Annotated in this window: 21 protein-coding genes; 15 read left to right on the forward strand and 6 right to left on the reverse strand. The window is 71.1% G+C overall.

Annotated elements, in window-relative coordinates; genetic code table 11:
* From OJ997_RS03585 to OJ997_RS03595, 3 genes are all read left to right on the forward strand, one after another.
* Positions 1 to 2,199 (forward strand): LLM class flavin-dependent oxidoreductase, encoded by a 2,199-nt coding sequence (locus tag OJ997_RS03585; RefSeq protein ID WP_270023640.1) that lies wholly within the window; start codon positions 1 to 3, stop codon positions 2,197 to 2,199.
* Positions 2,196 to 3,014, forward strand: a complete 819-nt coding sequence (locus tag OJ997_RS03590) for an NAD(P)-dependent oxidoreductase (RefSeq protein WP_270023641.1) — start codon at positions 2,196 to 2,198, stop codon at positions 3,012 to 3,014. Before OJ997_RS03585 ends, OJ997_RS03590 begins: the two co-directional genes overlap by 4 nt.
* Before the next feature lie 206 nt (positions 3,015 to 3,220).
* Entirely contained in the window at positions 3,221 to 6,523 is a 3,303-nt protein-coding gene (locus OJ997_RS03595; protein WP_270023642.1) for a helix-turn-helix transcriptional regulator, read from the forward strand.
* Here OJ997_RS03595 and OJ997_RS03600 read toward each other — a convergent pair.
* The gene (locus OJ997_RS03600; protein ID WP_372517863.1) at positions 6,520 to 6,804 is read right to left on the reverse strand and encodes a DUF4287 domain-containing protein; all 285 of its coding nucleotides are present in this window, start codon (positions 6,802 to 6,804) and stop codon (positions 6,520 to 6,522) included. The genes OJ997_RS03595 and OJ997_RS03600 overlap by 4 nt on opposite strands.
* Positions 6,805 to 6,858: 54 nt before the next feature.
* Between OJ997_RS03600 and argS the strand changes: the two genes are divergently transcribed.
* Genes argS through OJ997_RS03620 form a run of 4 tightly spaced genes read left to right on the forward strand, consistent with a single transcriptional unit; the run spans position 6,859 to position 11,842 of the window.
* Positions 6,859 to 8,577 carry an arginine--tRNA ligase gene (gene argS / locus OJ997_RS03605; RefSeq protein ID WP_270023644.1) on the forward strand — a complete coding sequence of 573 codons (1,719 nt, stop codon included), beginning with the start codon at positions 6,859 to 6,861 and terminating at the stop codon, positions 8,575 to 8,577.
* Between the two features lie 41 nt (positions 8,578 to 8,618).
* Positions 8,619 to 9,140, forward strand: coding sequence for an RNA polymerase sigma factor (locus tag OJ997_RS03610; protein ID WP_270023645.1), 522 nt, complete (start codon positions 8,619 to 8,621; stop codon positions 9,138 to 9,140).
* Entirely contained in the window at positions 9,133 to 10,056 is a 924-nt protein-coding gene (locus OJ997_RS03615) for a CU044_5270 family protein (protein ID WP_270023646.1), read from the forward strand. Before OJ997_RS03610 ends, OJ997_RS03615 begins: the two co-directional genes overlap by 8 nt.
* A gap of 40 nt (positions 10,057 to 10,096) precedes the next feature.
* Positions 10,097 to 11,842: a hypothetical protein gene (locus OJ997_RS03620; protein WP_270023647.1), complete on the forward strand. Its 1,746-nt coding sequence runs from the start codon at positions 10,097 to 10,099 to the stop codon at positions 11,840 to 11,842.
* Here the strand turns inward: OJ997_RS03620 and OJ997_RS03625 are convergent.
* The 3 genes from OJ997_RS03625 to OJ997_RS03635 form a co-directional block, all read right to left on the reverse strand.
* The gene (locus OJ997_RS03625; protein ID WP_270023648.1) at positions 11,802 to 13,118 is read right to left on the reverse strand and encodes an SLC13 family permease; all 1,317 of its coding nucleotides are present in this window, start codon (positions 13,116 to 13,118) and stop codon (positions 11,802 to 11,804) included. The two genes, OJ997_RS03620 and OJ997_RS03625, sit on opposite strands and share 41 nt — an antisense overlap.
* 21 nt (positions 13,119 to 13,139) lie before the next feature.
* Positions 13,140 to 15,893: an FAD-binding and (Fe-S)-binding domain-containing protein gene (locus OJ997_RS03630; RefSeq protein WP_270023649.1), complete on the reverse strand. Its 2,754-nt coding sequence runs from the start codon at positions 15,891 to 15,893 to the stop codon at positions 13,140 to 13,142.
* A 72-nt stretch (positions 15,894 to 15,965) separates the two neighbouring features.
* Positions 15,966 to 16,163, reverse strand: coding sequence for a hypothetical protein (locus tag OJ997_RS03635; RefSeq protein ID WP_270023650.1), 198 nt, complete (start codon positions 16,161 to 16,163; stop codon positions 15,966 to 15,968).
* Positions 16,164 to 16,618: 455 nt separating this feature from the next.
* Between OJ997_RS03635 and OJ997_RS03640 the strand changes: the two genes are divergently transcribed.
* Together OJ997_RS03640 and OJ997_RS03645 are read left to right on the forward strand one after the other, a co-directional pair.
* Positions 16,619 to 17,176 carry a hypothetical protein gene (locus tag OJ997_RS03640; protein ID WP_270023651.1) on the forward strand — a complete coding sequence of 186 codons (558 nt, stop codon included), beginning with the start codon at positions 16,619 to 16,621 and terminating at the stop codon, positions 17,174 to 17,176.
* A gap of 44 nt (positions 17,177 to 17,220) precedes the next feature.
* Entirely contained in the window at positions 17,221 to 17,745 is a 525-nt protein-coding gene (locus OJ997_RS03645; RefSeq protein WP_270023652.1) for a hypothetical protein, read from the forward strand.
* Between the two features lie 279 nt (positions 17,746 to 18,024).
* Here OJ997_RS03645 and OJ997_RS03650 read toward each other — a convergent pair whose 3' ends face one another.
* Entirely contained in the window at positions 18,025 to 18,525 is a 501-nt protein-coding gene (locus OJ997_RS03650) for a hypothetical protein (RefSeq protein ID WP_270023653.1), read from the reverse strand.
* Here OJ997_RS03650 and OJ997_RS03655 point away from each other — a divergent pair.
* From OJ997_RS03655 to OJ997_RS03680, 6 genes are all read left to right on the forward strand, one after another.
* Positions 18,502 to 19,635, forward strand: coding sequence for a pyridoxal-phosphate-dependent aminotransferase family protein (locus OJ997_RS03655; protein WP_272599323.1), 1,134 nt, complete (start codon positions 18,502 to 18,504; stop codon positions 19,633 to 19,635). The two genes, OJ997_RS03650 and OJ997_RS03655, sit on opposite strands and share 24 nt — an antisense overlap.
* On the forward strand, positions 19,632 to 20,831 hold the full coding sequence (locus tag OJ997_RS03660) for a CaiB/BaiF CoA transferase family protein (protein ID WP_270023655.1): 1,200 nt from the start codon (positions 19,632 to 19,634) through the stop codon (positions 20,829 to 20,831). Before OJ997_RS03655 ends, OJ997_RS03660 begins: the two co-directional genes overlap by 4 nt.
* On the forward strand, positions 20,828 to 21,568 hold the full coding sequence (locus OJ997_RS03665) for an enoyl-CoA hydratase/isomerase family protein (RefSeq protein ID WP_270023656.1): 741 nt from the start codon (positions 20,828 to 20,830) through the stop codon (positions 21,566 to 21,568). The genes OJ997_RS03660 and OJ997_RS03665 overlap by 4 nt, the downstream gene beginning before the upstream one ends.
* Positions 21,569 to 21,790: 222 nt before the next feature.
* Positions 21,791 to 22,162, forward strand: coding sequence for a hypothetical protein (locus OJ997_RS03670; RefSeq protein ID WP_270023657.1), 372 nt, complete (start codon positions 21,791 to 21,793; stop codon positions 22,160 to 22,162).
* A gap of 71 nt (positions 22,163 to 22,233) precedes the next feature.
* A complete protein-coding gene (locus tag OJ997_RS03675; protein ID WP_270023658.1) occupies positions 22,234 to 22,719 on the forward strand; it encodes a TrmH family RNA methyltransferase in 486 nt (161 codons plus the stop codon).
* Positions 22,716 to 23,144 (forward strand): SMI1/KNR4 family protein, encoded by a 429-nt coding sequence (locus OJ997_RS03680; RefSeq protein WP_270023659.1) that lies wholly within the window; start codon positions 22,716 to 22,718, stop codon positions 23,142 to 23,144. The genes OJ997_RS03675 and OJ997_RS03680 overlap by 4 nt, the downstream gene beginning before the upstream one ends.
* Before the next feature lies 1 nt (position 23,145).
* Here OJ997_RS03680 and OJ997_RS03685 read toward each other — a convergent pair whose 3' ends face one another.
* Complete coding sequence (locus tag OJ997_RS03685) at positions 23,146 to 23,706, reverse strand: TetR/AcrR family transcriptional regulator (RefSeq protein WP_270023660.1); 561 nt, start codon at positions 23,704 to 23,706, stop codon at positions 23,146 to 23,148.
* Between the last annotated feature and the right edge of the window lie 29 nt (positions 23,707 to 23,735).

A 23,735-nucleotide genomic window follows, 5' to 3' on the forward strand; every position in this document is an offset into this window, starting at 1 on the left:
ATGGCCGACTATGGACACGACCTCGTCTTCGGCACCTTCCTCACGCCGCAGGCGAGCAACCCCGACGACGTCGTCGCGCTCGCGCAGCTGACCGAGCGCGCCGGGCTGGACCTCGCGACCTTCCAGGACCACCCGTACCAGGCCGCGTTCCTGGACACGTGGACGCTGATGACGTGGGTCGCCGCGCGCACGGAGACGCTGAGGATCTCCCCGAACGTGCTCAGCCTGCCGCTGCGTCAGCCCGCCGTGCTGGCGCGCAGCGCCGCCAGCCTTGACCTGCTGTCGCACGGCCGGCTCGAACTGGGCCTGGGCGCGGGCGCGTTCTGGGACCCGATCGTCGCCATGGGCGGCCCGCGCCGCACGCCGGGCGAGTCCGTCGTCGCGCTCGAAGAGGCGATCGACGTGCTGCGCCAGATGTGGGACGTCACGACCCGCCGCGGCGTGCGCGTGGACGGCGAGCACTACAAGGTGATCGGCGCCAAGCGCGGCCCGGAGCCGGCGCACGAGATCCCGATCCACCTCGGCGCCTACAAGCCGCGCATGCTGCGCCTGACCGGGCGCAAGGCCGACGGCTGGCTGCCGAGCCAGGCTTACATGCAGCCGGAGGACTACGCGCCCGCGAACGCACGCATCGACGAGGCCGCCGAGAAGGCCGGCCGCGATCCGCGCGAGATCCGGCGCATGCTCAACGTCAACACGAGCGACGTCGAAGAGCTGGTCGAGCTCGCGCTGGAGCACGGCTTCTCGACGTTCATCCTCGGCAGTGACGACCCAGCTTCCATCCAACGCTTCGGGGAGGAAATCGCGCCCGCCGTACGTCAGGCGGTCGCGACCGAACGCGCGGCGCGGGGCACGACCACCGGTTCGATCGGTCGTGGCCCCGCGGTGCGTGCGCAGCGCATGTCGGGCATCGACTACGACGCGGCGCCCGTCGCCGCCGTCGAGCCGGGCGACCGCGCGTACGGCAAGGTCCGCTCGACCTACATGCGCAAGGGCTCGCCGGGCCTCGTGCTGCAGCCGGAGAACGTCGAGGAGGTCTCGAAGGCGTTGATCTACGCCCGCGAGCAGGACGTGCCGCTGGCGGTCCGCAGCGGCGGTCACGGCATCAGCGGCCGCTCGACCAACGACGGCGGCATCATCATCGACCTCGGCAAGCTCAACGGCATCGCGGTCGGCGACGGCACGGCCGTCCGGCTCGGCCCGGGCGCGCGCTGGGGTCACGTCGCGCAGGAGCTCGGCTCCCGCGGGCTCGGGATGAGCTCGGGCGACTTCGGTGACGTCGGCGTCGGCGGGCTCGCGACCGCGGGCGGCGTCGGCTTCATGTCGCGCAAGCACGGCCTGACGATCGACCACATCACCGGCGCGCAGGTCGTGCTCGCCGACGGCAGCATCGTGCGCGCCGACCCGGACCTGCTGTGGGCGATCCGCGGCGCGGGCGGGAACTTCGGCGTCGTCACCGAGTTCGAGCTGGACGCCTACCCGGTCGACAAGGTCGTCTTCTCGACGATGGCCTTCGACGCGCGCGACACCGCGCAGGCACTCACCCGCTGGGGCTACCGGATCGAGCACTCGCCGCGCGAGCTGACGAGCTTCCTCAACCTGGTGATGCAGCAGGGCGTGCCGATCATCCAGCTCTACTCCGTCTACGCGGGCGACGACACCGAGGCCGCGATCGAGGCGCTCACGCCGCTGCTCGACGTCGCGCCCGTGCTCGACCAGAGCGCCCAGCTCGTCCCGTACCCGGCGATCGTCGCGCCTCAGGGCGGCATCCACATGGGCGGCTCACCGACCGCGATCCGCGCGGGCCTGGCCGAGCACCTCGACGAGGCGACGTCCAACGGCCTGGCCGCGTTGATGGAGTCGGGCGAGTCGGGCTGGCTGCAGATCCGCTCGGTCGGCGGCGCCGTCAACGACGTGCCGGCCGACGCCACGGCCTACGCGCACCGCACGCAGAACTTCAGCGTCAACGCCGTCGGACGGACGATGGAGCGCATCAACGAGGCCTGGGACGAGCACGTGTATCCGCACATGAACGGCCTCTACCTGAGCTTCGACACCGACCCGCGCCAGGAGCGCATCCACGACGCGTTCCCGGAGCCGACCTTCGCCCGCCTGCGCGAGCTCAAGGCCAAGTACGATCCCGACAACGTGTTCCGTCAGAACTTCGCGATCACGCCCGCGCACGCGTCGATGACATGACCCGTGTCGGCTGGATCGGCCTCGGCGCGATGGGCGGTCCGATGGCGGCGTGCGCCGCGCGGGCCGGCTTCGAGATCGTCGCGTTCGATGCCGATCCGAGCCGGATCGAAGGGAAGGCCGCCGCGTCGGTGGCCGAGGCCGCGGGCGAGGACATCGTCGTCGTGATGGTGGCCACGGCCGACCAGGCCGACGAGGTGCTGCGCGACGTGCCGACGGAGACGCTCGTGGTGATGATGTCGACCGTCGGGCCGGCCGCGGTGCAGCGGTGGGCGGAGCGGTGGTCGATCGTCGACGCGCCCGTGTCCGGTGGCGTCGCGCGGGCCGGCGAGGGCGACCTGCTGATCATGGTCGCGGGCGAGGACTCGCGCGTCGAACGCGTGCGGCCGCTGCTCGACGCGCTGGCGCGCTCCGCTCCCGTGGTGGGCAGCGAGCCCGGCGACGGGCAGAAGGTCAAGCTCGTCAACCAGCTGCTGTGCGGCGTGCACATCGCGGCGGCCGCGGAGGCGCTGGCGTTCGCGGAGGCGCTCGGCCTCGACGCGGGCGCGGTGCGCGAGATCGTCCGCGACGGTGCCGCCGCGTCGTTCATGCTCGACGACCGCGGCGAGCGGATGGTGCAGGGCGCGTTCGACGAGGTCAAGAGCGCGCTCGACATCTTCGTCAAGGACATGGGGCTCGTGACCGACGCGGCGCGAGCGACGGCGTATCCGGCGCCGCTCGCGAGCGCGGCCGAGCAGCTCTACGTCGCCGGGCGGCGAGCCGGGCTCGGCCGCTCCGACGACGCGTCGCTGATCAGGGTCCTGCGCGGAGACACCTAGTGTCGCGATTCAGACGTTCGGGGGCAGCTACCGGACGTCTCGCCGCGCCTGGCGGCCGCCGGCGATCCCGCACGTACACCCGGTATGCGCCGGATCACCGGCGACCCCCAGCCACGACGATCGGGCCCGCTATCTGCGCCCGAACTTCCGACTCGCGACACTAGTCGCGGGAATCGGGCGCGGGCGCGTGGCGTCTGGCGTTCGCGGTGGACTTGATCGGGCGGGAACGCGAGCTGGCGGTGGTGACCACGACGGTCGAGGCGGACGGCTTCCGCGTGCTGGCGCTGCTCGGCGAGGCCGGGATCGGCAAGAGCGCGCTGCTCGCGGCGGCGGAGGCGCACGCGCGGGACACGGGGCGGCTCGTGCTGCGCGGGCGCGGCGCGCGGCACGACCGCGACGTGCCGTTCGGCGTGATCGTCGACGCGCTCGACGACCACGTCGCCGGCATGCACCCGGCGCGGGTCGCGTCCGTGGGGGAGGACCTGGGCGCGGTGCTCCTGGCAGCGGGGCCGGCTCCGGGCGCGTCAGGGCCCGCGGACCGCGTCCGGCACCGCAACGCCGTCCGGTCGCTCCTGGAGCTGCTCGGCCGTGAGCGTCCGGTGGTGCTATTGCTCGACGACCTGCAGTGGGCCGACGCCGCGTCGCTCGACCTGCTCGTGCACCTGCTGCACCGTCCGCCGGACGTGCCGCTGCTGCTCGGGCTTGCCTCGCGCGTCGCCGTGCCGCGGGTGCTGGACGCGGCTCGCGGCACCGGTCGGCTGGAGCTGCTCGAGCTGCGGCCACTGAGCGACGACGCGGCGCGTGGCTTGGTCGGGGCGGTCCCGGACGCGGTGCTGCGTGCGCAGCTCGTCGAGCACGCGGGCGGCAATCCGTTGTTCCTGCGCGAGCTGGCGCGGGCGGTCGCCGACGGTGAGCCGGCGCTGCCGTCGACGGTGCGGGCCACGATCGACGGTGAGCTCGCCGACCTGTCGCCCGCCGCGCGGCGGTTGCTGACCGGCGCCACGACGATCGGCCCGGCGTTCGATCCCGAGCTGGCGGCCGTGGCCGCGGAGCTGCCGGTCGACGCGACGGCGCTGGACGAGCTCGTCGCCGCCGGCCTGGTGCGTCCCGCGGGCGCGCAGGCGGTCGACGAGACGACCCCGGTCCGCCTCCTCACCCAGCACGGCGGGCGGGAGTTCGTGTTCCGCGCGCTCGTGCGCTGCGTGGTCTACGACGCCTCGCCGCCCGCCTGGCGGCTGGAAGCGCACGAGCGCGTGGCGCGCGAGCTGGAACGTCGCGGCGCCGCGGCCACCATGCGCGCGCCGCACCTCGCCCGCTTCGCGCGGCCGGGCGACACCGCCGCGATCGCCACGCTCCGGGAGGCGGCCCGCGCCGAACCCGCGCTCGCGGCGGACTGGCTCACCGCGGCGCTGGCCCTCGTCCCCGACCGTGACCGCGACCAACGCGCCGAGCTGCTGGGCGAGCTCGCGTCGGCGCTGGCGAGCGCCGGCCGGCCGGACGTGGCCCGCGACGCGTTCGTGCAGGCGCTCGCGTTGGCCGTCGACGAGCATCGCGTCGCGCTGACGATCGCGTGCGCGTGCGTGGAGACTCAGCTCAGCCGCCACGACGAAGCCCGGCGCCGGCTGCTCGCGATCCAGTCGACGGCCGCGCCCGAGCAGCGACCCGCGATCGCGTTCGAGCTGGCCGCGAACGCGTTCCACCGCGGCGACGCCGGCGAGCTCGTCCGCACGACGGACGAGCGGCGACCGCGCGCCGACGGTCCGTGCGCGACTGAGGGCGGAGCGTCGTCGGCCGCTGGTGTGCTGGCGCAGGTGGCCGAGGGCGGAGCGTCGCTGGCCGCAGGTGTGCTGGCGCGGGTGGCCGAGGGCGGAGCGTTGTCGTCGGCCGCGGGTGGGTCGGCGCGGCCGGCCGAGGGCGGAGCGTCGCTGGCCGCTGGTGGGCCGGCGCGGGTGGCCGAGGGTGGAGCGTCGTCGCCGGCCGCGGGTGTGCTGGCGCAGCCGGCCGAGGGCGGAGCGTCGCTGGCCGCTGGTGGGCCGGCGCGGCTGGCCGAGGGCGGAGCGCCGTCGTCGGCCGCTGGCGCGGCGTTGCTGGGCGTCGGCGCCGACGCGCTCGCGGCCATCGGCGCGTTGTGGACGGGGCGGCCCGAGCACGCGTCCATCGCGCTCGACCGTGCCGCGGAACGGCTGGCACAGCTCGACGACGACGCGGTGGGCGCGCGCCTCGAGGTCTGCTCCTACCTCGCGCTGGCGCAGCTGCTCGCGGAGCGGTTCGCCGCGGTGGTGATCACGACCGCGCGCGGGCTGGCCGTCGGCGGCGACGCGCAGACGCGGACGATGCTTCTCGGGCTGCGCGCGGTGGCGCACATGCATCAGCTCGAGCTCGACCGGGCGCTGGACGCCGCGGGCGCGGCCGAGGCGGCGGCGCGCGCGGTGGACGTCCCGCACCTGCTGCACTTCACGCTCGGTATCCGGTCGCGCGTCCACACGCACCGCGACGAACCGGCCGAGGCGGAACGTGCCGCGCGCGAGGCCGCCGCGCTGGCGGACGCGGTGACGCCGACGGTGTTCACGCGGACCACCGGCGGGTTCGCCGCCGTCGCCGGCGCGGACCGCGATCCCGCGGGCGCGACGGGGAAGGTGACCGCGGTGGCGGGCGCGCAGCTCGAGCACGCGGACCCGACCCTGCGCCCGATGCTCCTGCTCCACCTCGTACGGGCGGCTACGACCGTGGACGACGCGGACCAGCTCGCGGCGGCCGCGACCGAGCACGCCGCGCGCATCGGGCTCCCGGGCGGCGAGGCGCGCGCGTTGCTCGCGCGGGCCGAGGCACGGCTCATGCGCGGCGACGCCGTCACCGGGCGCGCGGCGCGCGCGAGACCGATCGAAGCACGGCTCAGGCGCGGCGACTCCGCCACGGAGTACACGGCGGGGGCGCGGCCGACCGACGCGCGGCCCGTGCGCGGCGACTCCGCCACGGAGTACACGGCCCGGGCGAGGCCGACCGACGCGCGGCCCGTGCGCGGCGACTCCGCCACGGAGTACACGGCCGGGGCGCGGCCGACCGACGCGCGGCCCGTGCGGGGCGACTCCGCCGTCGAGCTCGCCGAACGCGCCGCCGCCTTGGCGCCCGCGCCGCTCGACGTGCTCGACGCGCGGTTCACGCTCGGCCGCGCACTCGCCGCGGCGGGTCGCACGCAGGACGCCAAGCGCACGCTGCACGCCGTCGCGGAGGACGCCGCCCGCGCCAGCGCGCTTCGCCTGCACCGCGCCGCGGGCCGTGAGCTCCGGCGCCTCGGCTCCCGCGTGTCGAGCGCAAGCCGGACCCGCGGCGGCGCGCTCAGCCAGCGCGAGCGCGAGGTCGCCGACCTCGTCGCCGGCGGGCACTCGAACAAGCAGATCGGCGCGACGCTCTTCCTCAGCGAGAAGACGGTCGCGAACACGCTCACGCGCGTCTACGCCAAGCTCGGCGTCCGCTCGCGCACGCAACTCGCGAGCGCCCGCCGCGGCTAGCGTGCGGCGAGCCCGTCGAGCTCCAGGCGGTTGCTCGGATCGCTGTGGGTGCCGCCGCTGTCGACGTGTTTGTCGCTGATGACGTCGCCGTTGCGGAACACGTGCACGAGCGCCATCGCGTGTCCACGGCCGAGGCCGAAGTCGGCCTTCAGCCAGTCGACGATCGGCGTCGCCTTCACGCCCGGAGCGGTGAAGCCCTTGGCCTCGGCCAGGGCGATGAACTCACGCGGCGTCTTGCCGGTCTTGAGCTCGATGTTGTCGAGGTAGCTCTGGAAGGACATGTCGCGTAGACGGGACGCGCGGCCGAAACTCATCGCGGGCCTATCCTCACGGCCGTGATCGCCCCGACGCATGCCCTCCGCGCCGCGCTGACCGCCGCGATCGAACGTGCCCTGGGCGAGCCGGAGGTGGACCCGCTGCTGGTGCCGAGCCGGCAGCCGGGCGCCGACCTGCAGGCCAACTTCGCGATGAAGCTCGCCAAGCAGCGAGGGGAGGCGCCGCGCGCCGTCGCGGAGCGCGTCGCGACCGAGCTGGGCGACGCCGACGGCCTGCTCGCCAAGACCGAGGTCTCCGGGCCCGGCTTCCTCAACCTCACGTTCGCTCCCGGCGCGCTCGCCGAGTGGGCCACCGCCGCGCTCGCCGACGAGCGCCTCGGCGTCGCGCCCGCCGCCATGCCGCAGACGGTCGTCGTCGACTACTCGGCGCCGAACGTCGCGAAGGAGATGCACGTCGGGCACCTGCGCTCGACGGTGATCGGCGACGCGCTCGTCCGCACGCTCGAGTTCGAGGGGCACACGGTCGTCCGCGCGAACCACCTCGGTGACTGGGGCACGCAGTTCGGGATGCTCACGCAGCACATGCTCGACAGCGGCATCGAGCACCTGCCCGACTTCGCCGCGCTCGGTGAGCTGTACCGCGCCGCCAAGGCGCGCTTCGACGCCGATCCCGCGTTCACCGAGGCCGCGCGGTCGCGGGTCGTCGCGCTCCAGGCCGGTGATCCGGGCACGCTCGCGCTGTGGCGGGACCTCGTCACCGTCTCGCTCGAGCACATCAACGCGATCTACCGCCGCCTGGACGTCACGCTGACCGACGAGCACGTCGTTGGCGAGAGCTTCTACAACCCGCTGCTCGCGCCGACGGTGGACGCCTTGCTCGAGGCGGCGGTCGCGACCGAGAGCCGAGGCGCGGTGGTCGTCGCCTCGACGCGCTTCACCAACCAGGACGGCACGCCCGCCGTGCTGATCATCCGCAAGTCCGACGGCGGCTACGGCTACGGCGTCACCGACCTCGCCGCGATCGACTACCGCGTGCGCGAGCTCGACGCGCACCGGATGATCTACGTCACCGACGCGCGGCAGGCCCAGCACTTCGCGATGGTCTTCGACGCCGCCGCCAAGGCCGGCTGGACGGACGGCCGCCAGGTCGAGCACGTCCCGTTCGGAGCGATGCTCGGCGACGACGGCCGCCCGTTCAAGACCCGCTCCGGCGGCACGGTCGCGCTCACCGACCTGCTCGACAGCGCGATCGAACGCGCCCAGGTGATCGTCGACGAGAAGAACCCGGACGTGCCCGCCGGCGAGCGCGCCGAGATCGCGCGGGCGGTCGGCATCGGCGCGGTCAAGTACGCCGACCTGTCGACCAGCCGCCAGCGCGACCTGATCTTCAGCTTCGACCGCATGCTCGCGCTCGACGGCAACACCGCCCCGTACCTGCTCTACGCCGCCGTGCGCGCGGGCTCGATCGCGACCCGGGCGGGGGAGACCGCGACCACGGTCAGCGTCGTCACCGAGCCCGTCGAGCAGGCGCTCCTGCTCAAGCTCGCCGCGTTCGGGGACGTGCTGGACGAGGTCGCCGCGACGCTCGAGCCGCACCGGCTGTGCACGTACCTCTACGAGCTCGCGGGTCAGTACACGAGCTTCTACGAGGCGTGCCCGGTGCTCAAAGCGGACACGCCCGAGCAGCGCCGCTCGCGCCTGGCGATGTGCACGCTGACCGCCGAGACGCTCAAGACGGGCCTCGGCCTGCTCGGCATCACCGTCCCTGCGCGGATGTAGTCGCGTCACACGGCGCCGGGGAAGCGCGACTGTCGGTGTGCATGCTCGAGCGTCACGACATCACCCGGCTGTATGACCGGCACGCCCGCACGATGCTCGGCTTCTTCGCGCGCCGCACGTTCGAGCCGGACGCGGCGGTCGACCTCGTCGCCGAGACGTTCGCGCGGGCGTTCGTCGAGCGTGGGAAGTGCCGCGCGCGGACGGACGCCGAGCAGGCCGCGTGGCTGTACGGGATCGCCCGCAACCTGCTCGCCGACTGGCGGCGCCGGGCGCAGGTCGAGCGGCGTGCGCTGGCCAAGCTCGGCGTCGAGCGGCGGGCGCTGACCGACGACGAGTACGACCGGATCGAGGCGCTCGCCGGCCTGTCCGACGTGATCGCGGCCGGGCTCGGGCAGCTCACGGACGACCACCGTGACGCGCTGCGGCTGCGGATCGTCGAGGAGCGTGAGTACGTGGACGTCGCGCGTGAGCTCGGCGTGTCCGAGCAGACCGCCCGTGCACGCGTGAGCCGGGCGCTCGGCGTGCTGCGCCGCCATCTCAACGAGGAGCCCAACCGTGCCTGACATCCTCGACGACCTCCGCGCCGACCTGGACGCCGCGTTCGCCCGCGCCGAGCGCAAGCGCGCCCGCCGCGGGTGGACCTTCGGCGCGGCCACCGCGGCGCTGGCCAGCACCGCCGTCGCGGTGGTGCTGCTCGCAGGCGGCACCACGCCGCCCGCGACGGCCGCGGAGGTCCTGCGCGCGGTCGCGGGCGTCGCGCAGGACACGCCCGCGCCGGTCCCGCGTGACGACCAGTACTACTACGTCCGCTCGCGCACGACCAACCTCTCGATGTTCGCGGGCGTGGACCCGAAGCACGAGCACGCGGTGACGCTCGTCGAAGCCGATCGCGAGATCTGGCAGAGCCTGAAACGCCCGGGGCAGATGACCGTGAAGGTGATCGGCAAGCGGCCGCTGACCCCGGCCGACGCGGGCCGGCGCCAGGGGCCGGACGTCGCGGTCCCCGGCGGGGGACGGGTGGGCAAGCAGCACCACTACCTCCTCGGGACCGAACGACTCAGCCGCGCGGAGCTGCTCGCGTATCCGACGGACCCCCAGGTCGTGTACGACCGCATCCGCGCGCACGTCGGCTCGGGCGGCGATTCGCGCGAAGGGCAGGTGTTCGACGCGATCAGCAGCGCGCTGCGCGAGCGCCCCGCGCCACCCGCGCTGCGCGCCGCGCTCTATGGAGCGCTGGCGCTCACGCCCGGCGTGACCCTCGCGGGCACGGTGACTGACCGCGCCGGCCGCACGGGCACGGCGGTCGCGTTCACCGAGGTCGGCGTGCGCACCGAGCTGATCTTCGACCCGCGCACGTCCGAGCTGCTCGGCGAGCGCCGCGTGCTCGTCGAGCCCGCTCGGTCGGGCATCGACGCGCCCGTCGGCACGGTGGTCGGTGACACCGCGTACCTGGAGCGCGCGGTCGTCGACGAGCTCTGAGCGACGCAGACATCCTGCTCGCACGGCATGATCCCGAGCGGTGCGTGCGCTCATCCTGTCCTCATTGGCGCTGCTGGTGCCCGTCGACACGCCGGTGAAGGATCTCGCGCGCGTCGGCGACCGCGCCGTGTTCTCGACCGAGAGCGGCGCGCTGTGGACGACCGACGGCACGAGCGCGACGAAGCTCAGCGAGCAGCTCCACCCGCACGAGCTCAGCTCCGACGGCGCGACCGCCTACTTCACCGGCGTCGACGACACGCTGCACCGCACGGACGGGACCGCGGTCGACCCCGTCAAGGCGGGCATCGAGCACCAGTCGTTCGCGGGCCTCGGCCGCGCGGGACCGGCGTACGTCTTCCTCGCCCGCCCGGTCGGCGAGACCGAGTCCAACACGCTGTGGCGGACGGACGGGACGGCCGCGGGCACGCGGTCGCTCGGCATCTTCACGTGGGCGTGGACGCCGGAGGTCGCCGCGGCCAACGCCACGACGATGCTCGTGAAGACGCGCTACTTCCTCTACCGCACGGACGGGAACACCGCGACGGAGGCGGGCGCCACGCGTGACGCGGCCGCGATCCCCGGCGGCTTCCTCACCCGCGGGACCGGCAGCGACGGCCGCGCCGAGCTGTTCCGCCTCGACGCGAGCGGGACGAACCCGCAGCCGGTGGCGCCGATCGACGCGCCGCGTTGGTTCGCGCGGCTGACCGACCGCGTGCTCTTCCAGGGCGACACCTCCAGCTCGGAGCCGCGCTGGTACTCGACCGACCTCACCGGAGGAGACATCCGCCCGCTCACCGCGCTGCGGGCGAGCACCCCGCCGCAGGTCGCCGCCGGCCACGCCTACGCGATCCACTACGAGGACGGCCAGGCGGTGCTGTCGCGCACGGACGGCACCGAGGCCGGCACCGTCGTGCTCGGCCGCTTCGACGCCGCGCCGACGGGCTTCACCGCGTTCGACGGGCGCGTCTGGTTCGCGGCGGGCAAGCTGTGGAGCACGGACGGCACGGCCGCCGGCACGCGCGTCGAGGCCGACGTCGTCGCGGGGCCCGAGCTCGTCGCGACCGACGACTTCCTGCTCCTGAGCGCGAACGGGGAGCCGTGGGTCGTCCGCGCGACGCCGGACGGAGAGCCCACGCCGGTGCCGACGGCGACGGCGACGGCGACGGCCACGGCAACGGCAACGGCCACGCCGACCGTCACGGCAACGGCAACGCCGACCGCCACGGCGACGGCTACACCGGCCGCCACGGCGACGGCTACACCGGCCGCCACGGCGACGGCTACACCGGCCGCCACGGCGACGGCTACACCGGCCGCCACGGCGACGGCTACACCGGCCGCCACGGCGACGGCTACACCGGCCGCCACGGCGACGGCTACACCGGCCGTCACGGGAACGGCCACGCCGACCGCCACGGCCAGGCCGGCGCCGACCGCGAGAGCCGTGCCGACCGCCACACCCGCGCCGCCCGCGCCCTCCCCGCGCCCGTCCCCGGCGCGTCCCGCGCGCATCACGGTCGCGGCCGAGCGTCTGCGCACCGTGCGCGGCGTCGCACGCTGGCGCGTGACCGGCCGCGTCCACCACACAGGCTGCACCGGCCGCGTCCGCGTCGAGCTCACCCGCGTGAAGACGGTCACGGCGCGCCTGGACCGCTGCCGCTACCGCGTGATCGTCAGCACCCGCAAGCGCGTCCGCTGGGTCGCCGTGCGCACCGTGCCCACGGCGACCCTGGCCGCGGCAACCTCTAGAGCCACCCCGGGAGGACGAAGATCGACCACGCGGTGATCGGGGCGATGATGATCATGCTCATGCCCCACTGCAGCAGCCGCTTGTAGACGCGGTCGCGGCGCTCCTCCGGCGTGTTCGCGACCACCAGCGCGCCCGAGGTGGAGAACGGCGAAGAGTCCACCACGGACGATGCGATGCAGAGCGCGATGATCACGCCGACGGCGCCGATCTCGCCCTGGGAGAGGAACGGCACGGCCAGCGGGATGAGCGCGCCGAGGATGCCGGTGGTGGACGCAAACGCGGACACCGCGGCGCCGATGAAGCAGATCAGCAAGGCGGCCAGCAGTGGCGTGCCGACGTCGGCGACCTGATCGCCGACCCACGTGATCGTGCCCATCTCCTCCAGCAGCGAGACGTACATCACGATGCCGCAGATCAGCAGCACGGTCGGCCACGCGACCTTGGCCGCGGCGTCCTTGGTCGCGTGCGGCATCAGCAGCGACAGCACGACGGCGACGGTGACGGCGATGAAGCCGATGTCCCACTCGACGCCGGAGACCGCGAGGCCGACCAGCGTGAGGATGCCGATCAGCGTCAGGATGCGGTCGCGGTCGAGGCCCGGGTTCTCCATCGCCATGTCGACGGCGCCGCCGCCGATCACGGGCTGGCCGGACTCGGTGGTCTCGCGCTTGAAGCGGTCCGTCGCGTCCGCGTCGGTGTCCACGCGGCGCTGGATCAGGTCACGGCCGCCGAACAGGAAGAAGACGACCACCGACAGCACGACGTTGAACACGAAGCTCGAGATCCACAGCAGCGTCGAGTTGCCCTCCAGGTTGTTGCGCTCGACGACGCCGTTGGTGATCGAGCCGAAGATCGAGATGGGGGAAAAGCCGCCGGCGGTCGCGCCGTTGACGACCATCAGGCCCATCAGCACCGGGTTGATCCGGTACTTGACCGCGAAGCCCAGCGCGATCGGCGCGATGATCGCGACCGCGGCCGGCACGACCGATCCGACCATCGTCAGGATCGACGTGACGAGGAACATCACCCACGGGATCATCGCCACGCGTCCGCCGACGGCCCGCACGGCGGCGTGGACGAGCCAGTCCACGGTGCCGTTGTTGTTGGCGATCGCGAAGAGGTAGGTGACGCCGACGAGGATGATGAACAGATCGCCGGGGAAACCGGCCATGATCGTGTCCTCGTCCGTGCCGATCGCGGTGCCTACGACGAACGCGGCGACGATGCCGAGCAGGCCCATGTTGATCGGGCGCAGCGTGCCGATGGCGAAGACCGCCACCAGCACGAGAATCGATACGACTTCCTGGGACATGCCCGTCTCTCTCCCTCGGGGTTAGACCTCCAGCGCGTCTCGCACGATCTGCACGGGGTGGCGCGCTGTTCGCCCCGTGCCATGCTCGATCTGCTGGCGACAGGACACGCCCGTCGCCGCGATGAGCGTCTCCGCGGGCTCTCTCCGGACCGCGGGGAACAGGCGCATCCCGCCGATGCGCATGGACAGCTCGTAGTGCTCTTCCTCGAACCCGAACGAGCCAGCCATGCCGCAGCAGCCGGCGTCGAGCTCGACGACCTCCGTGTTGGGGATCTTCTTGAGCAGCGCCACGGTCGACGCCGTTCCCGCCAGCGCCTTCTGGTGGCAGTGGCCGTGGAAGAGGATCCGCTGCGGTGTGTCGTTGCGCAGCGGCAGGTCGGCGTCGAGCAGCAACTCCTCGACGAGCTTCGTGCGCTGCGCGATGCCCCGGTCGCCGAGCAGCTGCACGTGCTCCTCGCGCAGCGTCATCAGGCAAGACGGCTCGCAGCCGGTGATCGGGCCATCCGTCGCCTGCAGCCGCGTCGTGAGCGCTTCGGCCTTGCGGCGCGCGTCGTCGAGCAGGCCCTTGGAGATCGACGCCCGCCCGCAGCAGCCCGCGTGCTCGAGCCGCACGTCATAGCCCGCGGCGGTGAGCAGCTCGATCGAGGCGCGGCCGATGCCCGGCTCGGTGAACGTCGTGAATGAGTCCGCCAGAAAGGTCACCGGCTGGCCACTGGAACGTGAGCGACTGGTATTCCAGCGGATCAGGTTCTGGCGTACGAAACGTGGACGCGGGCGGCGACGCGTGATGCCGACCAGCCCGAGCGGGGCGGGCAGCGCGTTCGACAGCGGTGCGAACGCGCTGCCGAGGCGGTTCAACGTGCGGATCGACGCGAAGATCCGCGAGCGCAGCGGCGTGCCGTGGATGGCGTTGTAGTGGCTGAGGAACTCGGCCTTCATCGACGCCATGTCGACCGACAGCGGGCACTCGCTCTTGCACGCCTTGCACTCGAGGCAGAGGTCGAGGATCTCGTGCAGGCGCTCGTCCCCGAGCGCCTTGGCCGGGTCGGGCTGGCCGAGGGCCTTGACGAGCGCGTTGGCTCGGCCGCGCGTGGCGTGCTCCTCTTCCCGCGTCGCCATGTACGAAGGGCACATCACGCCCTGCCCGGTCTTGCGGCACGCGCCGATGCGCTGGCAGCGGTCGGCCGCGGCGTGCATCCCGCCCTCGCCGAAGTCCAGGTGGGTGACGAGCGGCTTCGGGCGGGGGAGGGTCGCGTCGCGCAGGTCGTCCGTCATCGACGCCGGGTCCACCATCACGCCCGGGTTGAGCCGGTTGTGCGGGTCGAACAGCGTCTTGACCTTGCGCATCGCGCCGTAGAGCTCGGCGCCGAAGATGCGCTCGTTGAACTCGCTCCGCACGCGCCCGTCGCCGTGTTCTGAGGAGTTCACGCCGTCGAACTCGGCGACGAGATCCTTGATCTCCTCCGCGACGGCGCGGAACGTGTCGGCCTCGCGCGAGAGGTCGATGAACGGGCGGATGTGCAGGCAGCCGACCGAGCAGTGCCCGTAGAAGCCGGCCTCCAGCTGATGCTTCTCCAGGATCGCCGCGAACCGCTTGACGTATGGGCCGAGCCGCTCCGGCGCGACCGCGGTGTCCTCGACGAACGCCGCCGGGCGCTTGCGGCCCTCGGAGCTCGCCATCAGCAGGCCGAGCCCGGCCTTGCGCACCTTGGTCAGCTCGTTCTGCTCGGCGGTCGACTCCGCGCGCAGCACGTGGTAGCCATGCCCGTGCTCGGCCCACGCCGCCGCGAGCGCGTCGAGCTTGCCGCGCACCTCGTCGTCGGTGTCGCCGGCGAAGGCGACGAACAGCAGCGCGCCCGGGTCGCCCTCGAGCCGGTCGGACAGCTTGCGGTACTCGAGCTTCGAGCGCGAGAGGTTGAGGATCGTGCGGTCGATCATCTCGACCGACCAGGGCTCCAGGTCGAGCGCGTCCTGCGTCGCCGCGATCGCGTCCGCGACGGACTCGAAGTGCCCGACGGAGAACATCTTGGCCTTCGGCAGCTCGACCAGCCGGACGGTCGCGGCGGTGACGATCGCGAGCGTGCCCTCCGAGCCCACCACGAGCTTGGCCAGGTCGAACGGCTCCATGCGATCCAGCCGGTAGCCGCCCGACTGGCGCCAGTGCTTCGGGTAGTCCTCGGCGACGGCGCGGGCGTGCTCACGCAGGATGGCCTTGACGGGTTCGTCGAACGCGTGCGTCGTGTCGCGCGAGAACCGCGCCTGCGTGCCGTCGGCGAGCACGACCTCGAGCTCCTCGACGTGGTCGATCGTCGTGCCGTGCACGATCGACTCCGAGCCGCTCGAGTTGTTGCCGATCATGCCGCCGAGCGTCGCCCGGTTCGAGGTCGAGGTGTCCGGGCCGAAGCCGAGCCCGAACCGCTTGGCCGCGCGGTTGAGATCTTCCTGCACAACGCCCGGCTGCGCGCGCACACGGCGCGTGGCCGGATCGATCGCGTCGATCACGTTCATGTGGCGCGAGAAGTCGAGCACCAGGCCGCGTCCGCCGGCCGTCTGCCCGGCGAGGCTCGTGCCACCGCCACGCGGCACGATCGGGATGCCGCGCTCGGCGCAGATGCGCACCGCGGCGCTCACGTCGTCGGCGCTGCGCGGGAACGCGACCGCCGCCGGCTCGATCGCGTACGCACTTGCGTCCGACGCGAACAGATGCCGGGTATAGGCATCGTCACGGACCTCTCCTACGAGCTCGCGTGCGAGCGCAACCGCCAACTCCCCCATGTCCCGTCCAGTCCCCGAAATCGTTAGGGTGTGAAACGTCTGATGTAGACGCTTCATGGGAACTCCTTGGCTCTAGACGGCGTTTTCGGTGCTGTGCGGTGCTTCGTTGGTCATCCCGTTGGTCACGGATGACACGCGTGGGACAAAGAAGGCGTTGAGCAGCATCGCGGCCTGATCTTCGCTGTCCGAGTACAGGTGCCCGCAGGTGGCGATCGTCGTCGTCACGTCTTCGTGGCCCGCAAGCGTGCGCAGGAGCTTGAGCGGAGCCACCGGTCTTCTCGCACAAAATCAGGTTGTCCCTGACCCGTACGTCTGTCATCTTCTCTAACGTTGGATGAGATCGCGCCATCGCAAGCGCTTCATCCCAAAGAGTCTTCGCCTGGTTAGCCGTAGATGCGGCGATGAACACCTTGCCGCGCTTGACGGTGAGCATCGTCCACAAAGCCACTAACGCGAACAGCGTTGTTTGCCGTTACCACGTGGCAGTAGACAGATGAGTTCGCGCCGACCAGCGAAGAAACTCGCTCATGATCAGCCGCTGGAACGGTTCTAGATCAACACCACACAGGACGCTGAACTTGACGAACCGCTGAACCTTCGACTGAATGTCGTGGTCGTATGCGTCAAGCAGGTCTGTGTACTGCGGTGTAGACAGTGGTGTCACCCAATGTCACCGATGGCTCGCCATCACTTAATGCAATTGACTACTGCCGTAGACTCTTTGCATGGCTGACGATCCGCGTGACTACTACTACACCTTCAACCCGAATCCGGTTGCGGCGGAACACTTCAGACCAATCGCAGCCACCTGGCTAAACAACATCGACACGACTGGGTGGGTTCAGAGTCTGGCGTCGATGACAGAAGACCGGCGCGTGCAGATGCGGGATGAGGTTCTTCGCGCAATGACCTTCAGCACTGTTGTGGAGGCGTATGCGGAGAAGCTGAGTCCGTCAACAAACAGCATGCGTCTTCACTACGGCGACGGAACCACTCGCGTCGTGGAATGGTCAAATCTCGCACTAGTAGTAGACGAGCTTCTTACATCCAGCGGGGAACTTTGGCACTCAGATAAGCCCCCTGCGCGCAGATCAGTCAAGGTCGATGTACAGACCATGCTTACGATCCTCGCCCTCCTGGTCGCGATCCTGTCTCTACTCAACGACGTGTACGGAGGCGGCGACACGTTGTCGGCCAACGACGCGCAGGAGCTGGTTGAGCAGGCCATCAAGGCAGTGGAGACCCAGCAGACTCCTCCCCACGTGGACCCTGGTCTGCGCTGATATCTCGGGCAAGCTATCCGAATATCCGAGTAGTCTTTGTAGTCATGCTCAGAGTTCTGACCGTTGTCGGGATACTCACGACCGTAATCACTGGCATTGCCAAGCTAGTCTCCCTAATCACGGGTACCGGATTCGATTGGGCTGACGCTCTCGCCGCTTACGCGTACATCTACATCACCATGATTGCCATCGTCGGCGTCTTGGACATTATCGACCCAAAGTACACCGCGTTCGGATTGCCCAGCGCCGAGAAGACGCCTCGCCGCACATTCGTCGCAGTCGGGTTTGCCGTGTGGATGATTGCTGTCCTGATCCTCATCATAAGTATCGGGAGTACGTCGCTGAACACCGACCGCGACTTCATAGGACTTCCCCAGGGCACCACTGCCGCACACTTCATTGGCGCGACGGCAATCATCGGCACGATTCACGTAATGATTCAGCTTGTTTATGACCATCGTGTCCATCGCAAGAGCCAGCAGACGAAGTGCCTGTTCTGCCGTGAAACCATCCACATCGAAGCCACCCGTTGCAAACATTGCCAAGGTGATCTGATCATGTACTACTAATCACCATGTCGCTAGTTCACATTCCGGTAGTCGAATCACTTCGGTGGCTACCGGGAGCAACACTAGCCTGCGAGCAGCGCAGCCAGGTCGTCTGTCACTTTCGGCAGTCCCACGGGATCACGTCAGCGTTCACGTCCATGATCCCACCGTCTTCGATGTGCGGTAGGCCGAGCGCGTGTCCAACTTCGTGGACCATCGCGGCGCATTCGTGCAGCAGCGAGTCTCGCCACTGGGTGCGACCGACACGCTTGGATCGAACCTCGAACCAGTACGGAGCGTTCAGCCAGACCGTGCACCAGCCACCGCGAGCAGCAGCGTGGCGTACGTCTCCGCCAGCAAGGTCGTCGGCCCATCGGGTCCGAATTCCGTCAGGGCACCCAACGACCTTGCGGCTGGTCCAGAAGTCTGAAGCGACGGCGACCAGCTCGCGTGTCTGCTGATCATCGGCGGGGCGCTCGTTGGGTACGTCTGCCCGAAGGCGATGGAGGCAGCGACGGCAAAGATCGCCAGCGCCAGCACCAGGGCGCAGACGAAGACCACCACCCCGTTGGTCACAGATTGGTCATGGCTGAAACGGCGCTGCCCTCTGTCGCCCTCCGTTGCGTTGTCGGTGTCAAACCACGACGACCCCATCAGCCTGATCCGTCGATGGGCGCTGTTTGGCTTATTTGCGCCAGTTTCGGCCTGGCTGCTGGGATTGTTGGGGTCGTTGTCAGAACGCGCGTTTCGAAGGCGCTCAGATAGGGTGTGAAACGTCTGGTGCATCGCCCCGGTCGCCATTTCCTCCAGATTCCCGGTCCCACCAACGTCCCTGACCGGGTCCTGCGAGCCATAGACGCGCCCACGATCGACCATCGTGGCCCCGACTTCGCGCAGCTCGGCCTCGAGGTGCTCGACGGCCTGCGCTGGGTGTTCGGCACCGAAGGTCCGGTCGTGATCTATCCCGCCTCCGGCACGGGTGCGTGGGAGGCCGCGATCGTCAACACGCTCTCGCCCGGCGACAAGGTGATCGCCAGCGAGACCGGGCACTTCGCCACGCTCTGGCGCGAGATGGCCGAGCGGCTCGGGCTGGAGGTCGTCTGGCTGGAGGGCGACTGGCGTCACGGCGCCTCGCCGGAGCGGATCGCGGACGCGCTGGACGACGACGTGCGCGCCGTCATGGTCGTGCACAACGAGACCTCGACGGGCGTGACGTCACGGATCGCCGACGTGCGCGCGGCGCTCGGTGACCATCCCGCGCTGCTGCTGGTGGACACGATCTCGTCGTTGGGATCGATCGACTACCGGCACGACGAGTGGGGCGTGGACGTCACGGTCGGCGGCTCGCAGAAGGGCCTGATGCTGCCAGCGGGCCTCAGCTTCAACGCGGTGTCCGAGAAGGCGCTCTCCGCTTCCCGGGACGCATCGCTTCCCCGTTCCTATTGGGACTGGAAGCCGATCATCGCCGCCAACGAGGCGGGTTTCTGGCCGTACACGAGCGCCACCAACCTGCTCTACGGGTTGCGCGAGGCGATCGCGATCCTGCGCGAGGAGGGCTTGGACAACGTGTTCGCCCGCCACGCACGCCACGCCGCCGCTACCCGCGCCGCGGTGCAGGGCTGGGGACTGGAAGTGCTGGCCGTCGACGAGCGCGAGTTCAGCGGCGCGCTCACCGCGGTCCTGCTCGACGGCTCGGACGAGGTGCGGCGCGTGATCCTCGAGCGGTTCGACATGTCGCTCGGCGCCGGGCTCGGGAAGCTCAAGGACCAGATCTTCCGGATCGGCCACCTCGGCGACTTCAACGACCTGATGCTCGCCGGCACGTTGTCGGGCGTGCAGATGGGCCTGCAGCTCGCGGGTCATGACGTCGGCGACGGTGTCACCCCGGCGCTCGAGGTGCTCAAGCAGTGAGCGCCCTCGAGGGCGTGCGCGTCATCGAGCTCACCCAGATCATGGCCGGGCCGTTCTGCGGGCAGGTGCTCGCGGACATGGGCGCGGACGTGATCAAGATCGAGCCGCCCGAGACCGGTGACCAGACGCGGCGCTCCATGGGCGAGTCGGCGTTCCGGGCGGTCAACCGCAACAAGCGCTCGATCACGTTGAACCTGAAGGATCCCGGTGATCGCGCGACGTTGCACCGGCTGGTGGAGACCGCCGACGTGCTGCTCGAGAACTACCGGCCGGGCGTGGCGAAGAAGCTCGGCGCCGACTACGAGACGCTGCGCGGCCTCAACCCGCGGCTCGTCTACGCCTCGATCAGCGGCTTCGGCCAGACCGGCCCGTACGCGCAGCGGCCCGGCTTCGACCTGATCGCGCAGGGCATGAGCGGCATCATGAGCGTCACCGGCGAGCCCGGCGGCGACCCCGTCAAGGCGGGCGTGCCCGTGAGCGACCTGGGCGCCGGCCTGTTCTGCGCCATCGGCATCCTGAGCGCGCTGCACGCCCGCGAGCGCACGGGGGAGGGCCAGCAGGTCGACACGTCGCTGTGGGAAGGCGCGATGGCGCTGACCGTGTGGGAGACCGCCGAGCTGTGGTCGACGGGCAACATCCCGCAGCCGCTGGGCTCGGCGCACCGCTTGAGCGCGCCCTACCAGGCGCTGCGCACGCGTGACGGCTACGTCACGGTCGGCGGGAACACCCAGAAGCTGTGGACGCTGCTGTGCGGGGCGATCGGCCGGCCCGAGCTCGTCGAGGACCCGCGCTTCGCGACCAACCCGGACCGGATGCGCAACCGGCCCGAGCTCGTGGTCGAGCTGGAAGCGGCGCTGACCGAGCGCACCACCGCCGAATGGGTGGAATCGCTGCTCGCGGCGGGCGTGCCCGCGGGGCCGCTGCATAACGTGCAGCAGGTGGTCGACGACCCGCACACGCAAGCCCGCGAGATGGTGGTGGAGATGGAACATCCCGAGGCCGGGACGGTCTACGGACTCGGCATCCCGGTCAAGCTCAGCGCGACGCCGGGCTCCGTGCGCCGGCCCGCGCCGACGCTCGGCCAGCACACGGACGAGATCCTGGCGGAGTTGGGCGACGCTCGCCTGACGGCTCGCGTCGCGGCGAGTTCTCGCCCAGAGGGCTCGGACTCGCGCGCGCCGAAGGATGCGACGTGACGGTCGTCTTCGAGGTCCACGACGACGTCGCGTGGGTCACCTTCAGCCGTCCCGAGGCGCACAACGCGATGACCTGGGACATGTACGACCGGCTCGTGGAGGCGTGCGAGCGGATCGACGAGGACCCGGCGATCCGGGTCGCCGTGTTCGCGGGCGCGGGTGGCAAGGCGTTCGTCGCCGGCACGGACATCCGCCAGTTCACGGCGTTCGAGACCGCGCAGGACGGGCTCGAGTACGAGCGCCGGATCGACGCCGTGCTCGATCGGCTGGAGACGGTGCGCAAGCCGACGGTCGCGCTCGTCGAAGGGTTCGCGATGGGCAGCGGGTTCGCGATCGCGGCGTGCTGCGACCTGCGCGTCGCGACCCCCGACGCGAAGTTCGGCATGCCGATCGCCCGTACCGTCGGCAACTGCCTGTCGATGGCCAACTACGTGCGGCTGGCGGCGGCGCTCGGCAGCCAGGCCCGGCTGAAGGACGTCATCTTCCAGGCCCGCACCGTGAAGGCCGAGGAGGCACTCGCGATCGGGTTCGTCAGCGAGATCGCCGAGCGTGAAGCGCTGGACGAGTACGTCGCGGCACTGTGCGCGCGGCTCGCGGACTACTCGGCCACGACGCTGCGCGTGACCAAGGAGGCGCTGCGGCGCGCGCGCTTCGTGCCCGAGGGTGACGACCTGATCCTCGAGGCGTACGGCTCCGAGGGCTTCCGCGCGAACGTGCGCGCGTTCCTGGACCGGTAGCCCGCCGCGCGGCAGTTTGATTGCAACAAGAGGAGCGCGGTCGCATTCAGCGAAACCTGAGGCGCGGCCATGCTCGACCTGCGTACGCTCGATCCCGCCCGTCAGACCGCCGATCGGCGGGTTGCACTGGCACTCGGGTATGGCGCGCTGGCTTGCTTGACGTTCGCGGCCGTCGGAACCGGTTCGGGTGGGTGGGCGTTGGCGACTTCGATCGTCATCGCTTTGGGAGGCCTACCCTGGATCTTCGCTTTCGGCGGCCGCTGGCGTCTGCTCGACGATGCGCTCGCCGGCGTCCCGTTCTGGCTGCGCGGCGACCGCACCGGGGTATGGGCGACCGCGCCCGTGGCGGGTGCGCTGCTTGCGCTCTGGCTGTCCGCGCTGCTGGGATTGCCGACCGCGCTGGCGGTGCTCGCGTCGCTCGTCGGCGCGAGCGCGTACACGGCGCTGCTGGCGTGGAACGAGCAGCGCTACGAGCGGCTGATCCTGCTCGACCTGACCGTGCTGGAGACGCGCTTCGAGCGCATCACCGACCTGCGCGCCGAGCGCGCGGCACGGATCGTCGCGGCGAGTGAGTTCCGCGCGGCCGCGGGCTGACTACCCTTCGCGTCGATGACGACGACTGAAAGGGCCTTCGCCCTGGCGCGTTGAGCGCCACCAAGTCACGCGTGCGGCCGATTCGCGCCGCGCATGGGTCCTCCTGCTGGGACCACCTGCTGATCGCGCCCCTGTGGGTCGCGTACGACGTCAACCTCGGCACGCTGCTGCGGACCTGCGACGCGCTCGGGGCCTGCATGGCCGTGCCCAACACACCGCACTACCACCGTGCGCTCGCGCGCGGCGACACGCTCGCGCGCTGCCCGTGCGTGCACTGGGTCGGGCCGACGCAGGCCGAGTGGGTGCGGGCCGAGCAGGCCACGGGCACGCGCATCGTCGCGGTCGAGCTGACCGAGGGCTCGGTGCCGCTGCCTCGGCTCGAGCCATCCGCGCAACGGACGATCGTGCTGCTCGGCCACGAGTCGCACGGCATCCCGGAGGAGGTGATCGAGCACGCGGACGTGTGCGTGGAGATCCCGATGCGCGGCGTGGGGCACAGCCTCAACGTCGCGGTCGCCGGGAGCCTCGTCGCCTACCGCCTCGCGGGCCTCGCATGAGCGCCGGCGATGCGGGGCATCAGGGCGCCATGCGCTACAGCGAAGAGGAGATCGCCGCGGAGGAAGAGCGGCTCGGGGCGAAGCTGCCGGACGAGCTGCGCGAGCGCCTGCTGGCGGGCGTCCCCGAGAGCGTGCTGGTGAAGACCACCGACGGCGAGGACATGGACTTCAGCGTCTGGGGTCCGAGCACGACCGACAGCGACTCCAAGGGCCGCGAGTACCCGACGCCGGGGATGACCAAGGAGACCCAGGAGGTGCGCGAGATGATGGGGGAGTTCTTCCCCGACGACATCGTGGTCGCCTGGGGCGCCGACGGCACCGGCGACCTCGTGGTTGTGCTCAAGGACGGCTCGCTCGCGTGGTGGAGGCACGACGACTCGGACGACGAGCTCGTCGCCGTCGAGGTCGACTGGGACGGGCCGTGAGTCACGCGAGCGTGCCGATCCAGCGCTCCAGCCGCCGGCCTTCGCGGGCCATCAGCTCCGGGTCGCGGAACGTGCCGGTGAGCAGCGCGATGCCCTCGTAGGAGGCGATCAGCGCTACCGCGAGCTCGTCCGCATCTTCGCGGCCGAGCTCGCGGAACTGGCGCTCGGCCCAGTCGATCGGGATGCGCATCAGGTCCGGCCAGGCGCCGCCGGTCTCGTCCTCGCGCTTGTTCAGTTCGGAGACCAGCGTGCCGAGCGGGCAGCCCTGGCGGGCGGTGAGCGGGGCCTCGCTGACGAGCAGGCGGACGAAGGCCTTGAGGCGTGCCTCCGGCGTCGGCTCCGACTCCAGCGCCGCCAGTGCCTCGCGCAACTCCTCGCGTAGGTCGTCGACGGCGGCCTCCACGAGCGCGTCCTTGGTCCTGAAGTAGTAGTAGACGTTGCCCAGCGGGACGTCCGCGGCCGTGGCGATGTCCGCCAGCGTCGTCCGCTCGACGCCGCGCGCGTGGAAGACCTCGCGCGCGCCGGCGACCAGTCGTTCGCGCTTGCCCGGTGCGTCAGCCATCGAACGCCATCCTAGCGCTAAGTTAGCCA

It is taken from the genome of Solirubrobacter phytolaccae, assembly GCF_027587195.1.
GTDB classification, from domain to species: domain Bacteria; phylum Actinomycetota; class Thermoleophilia; order Solirubrobacterales; family Solirubrobacteraceae; genus Solirubrobacter; species Solirubrobacter phytolaccae.

What these genes read in the sequence shown, in the direction of transcription:
- OJ997_RS03645 (WP_270023652.1), top strand. Translation starts at nt 17,221, where the DNA reads ATGCTCAGAGTTCTGACCGTTGTCGGGATACTCACGACCGTAATCACT.
- OJ997_RS03625 (WP_270023648.1), bottom strand. Translation starts at nt 13,118, where the DNA reads ATGTCCCAGGAAGTCGTATCGATTCTCGTGCTGGTGGCGGTCTTCGCC.
- OJ997_RS03610 (WP_270023645.1), top strand. Translation starts at nt 8,619, where the DNA reads ATGCTCGAGCGTCACGACATCACCCGGCTGTATGACCGGCACGCCCGC.
- OJ997_RS03650 (WP_270023653.1), bottom strand. Translation starts at nt 18,525, where the DNA reads ATGGCGACCGGGGCGATGCACCAGACGTTTCACACCCTATCTGAGCGC.
- OJ997_RS03680 (WP_270023659.1), top strand. Translation starts at nt 22,716, where the DNA reads ATGAGCGCCGGCGATGCGGGGCATCAGGGCGCCATGCGCTACAGCGAA.
- OJ997_RS03685 (WP_270023660.1), bottom strand. Translation starts at nt 23,706, where the DNA reads ATGGCTGACGCACCGGGCAAGCGCGAACGACTGGTCGCCGGCGCGCGC.
- OJ997_RS03600 (WP_372517863.1), bottom strand. Translation starts at nt 6,804, where the DNA reads ATGTCCTTCCAGAGCTACCTCGACAACATCGAGCTCAAGACCGGCAAG.
- OJ997_RS03585 (WP_270023640.1), top strand. Translation starts at nt 1, where the DNA reads ATGGCCGACTATGGACACGACCTCGTCTTCGGCACCTTCCTCACGCCG.
- OJ997_RS03640 (WP_270023651.1), top strand. Translation starts at nt 16,619, where the DNA reads ATGGCTGACGATCCGCGTGACTACTACTACACCTTCAACCCGAATCCG.
- OJ997_RS03630 (WP_270023649.1), bottom strand. Translation starts at nt 15,893, where the DNA reads ATGGGGGAGTTGGCGGTTGCGCTCGCACGCGAGCTCGTAGGAGAGGTC.
- OJ997_RS03590 (WP_270023641.1), top strand. Translation starts at nt 2,196, where the DNA reads ATGACCCGTGTCGGCTGGATCGGCCTCGGCGCGATGGGCGGTCCGATG.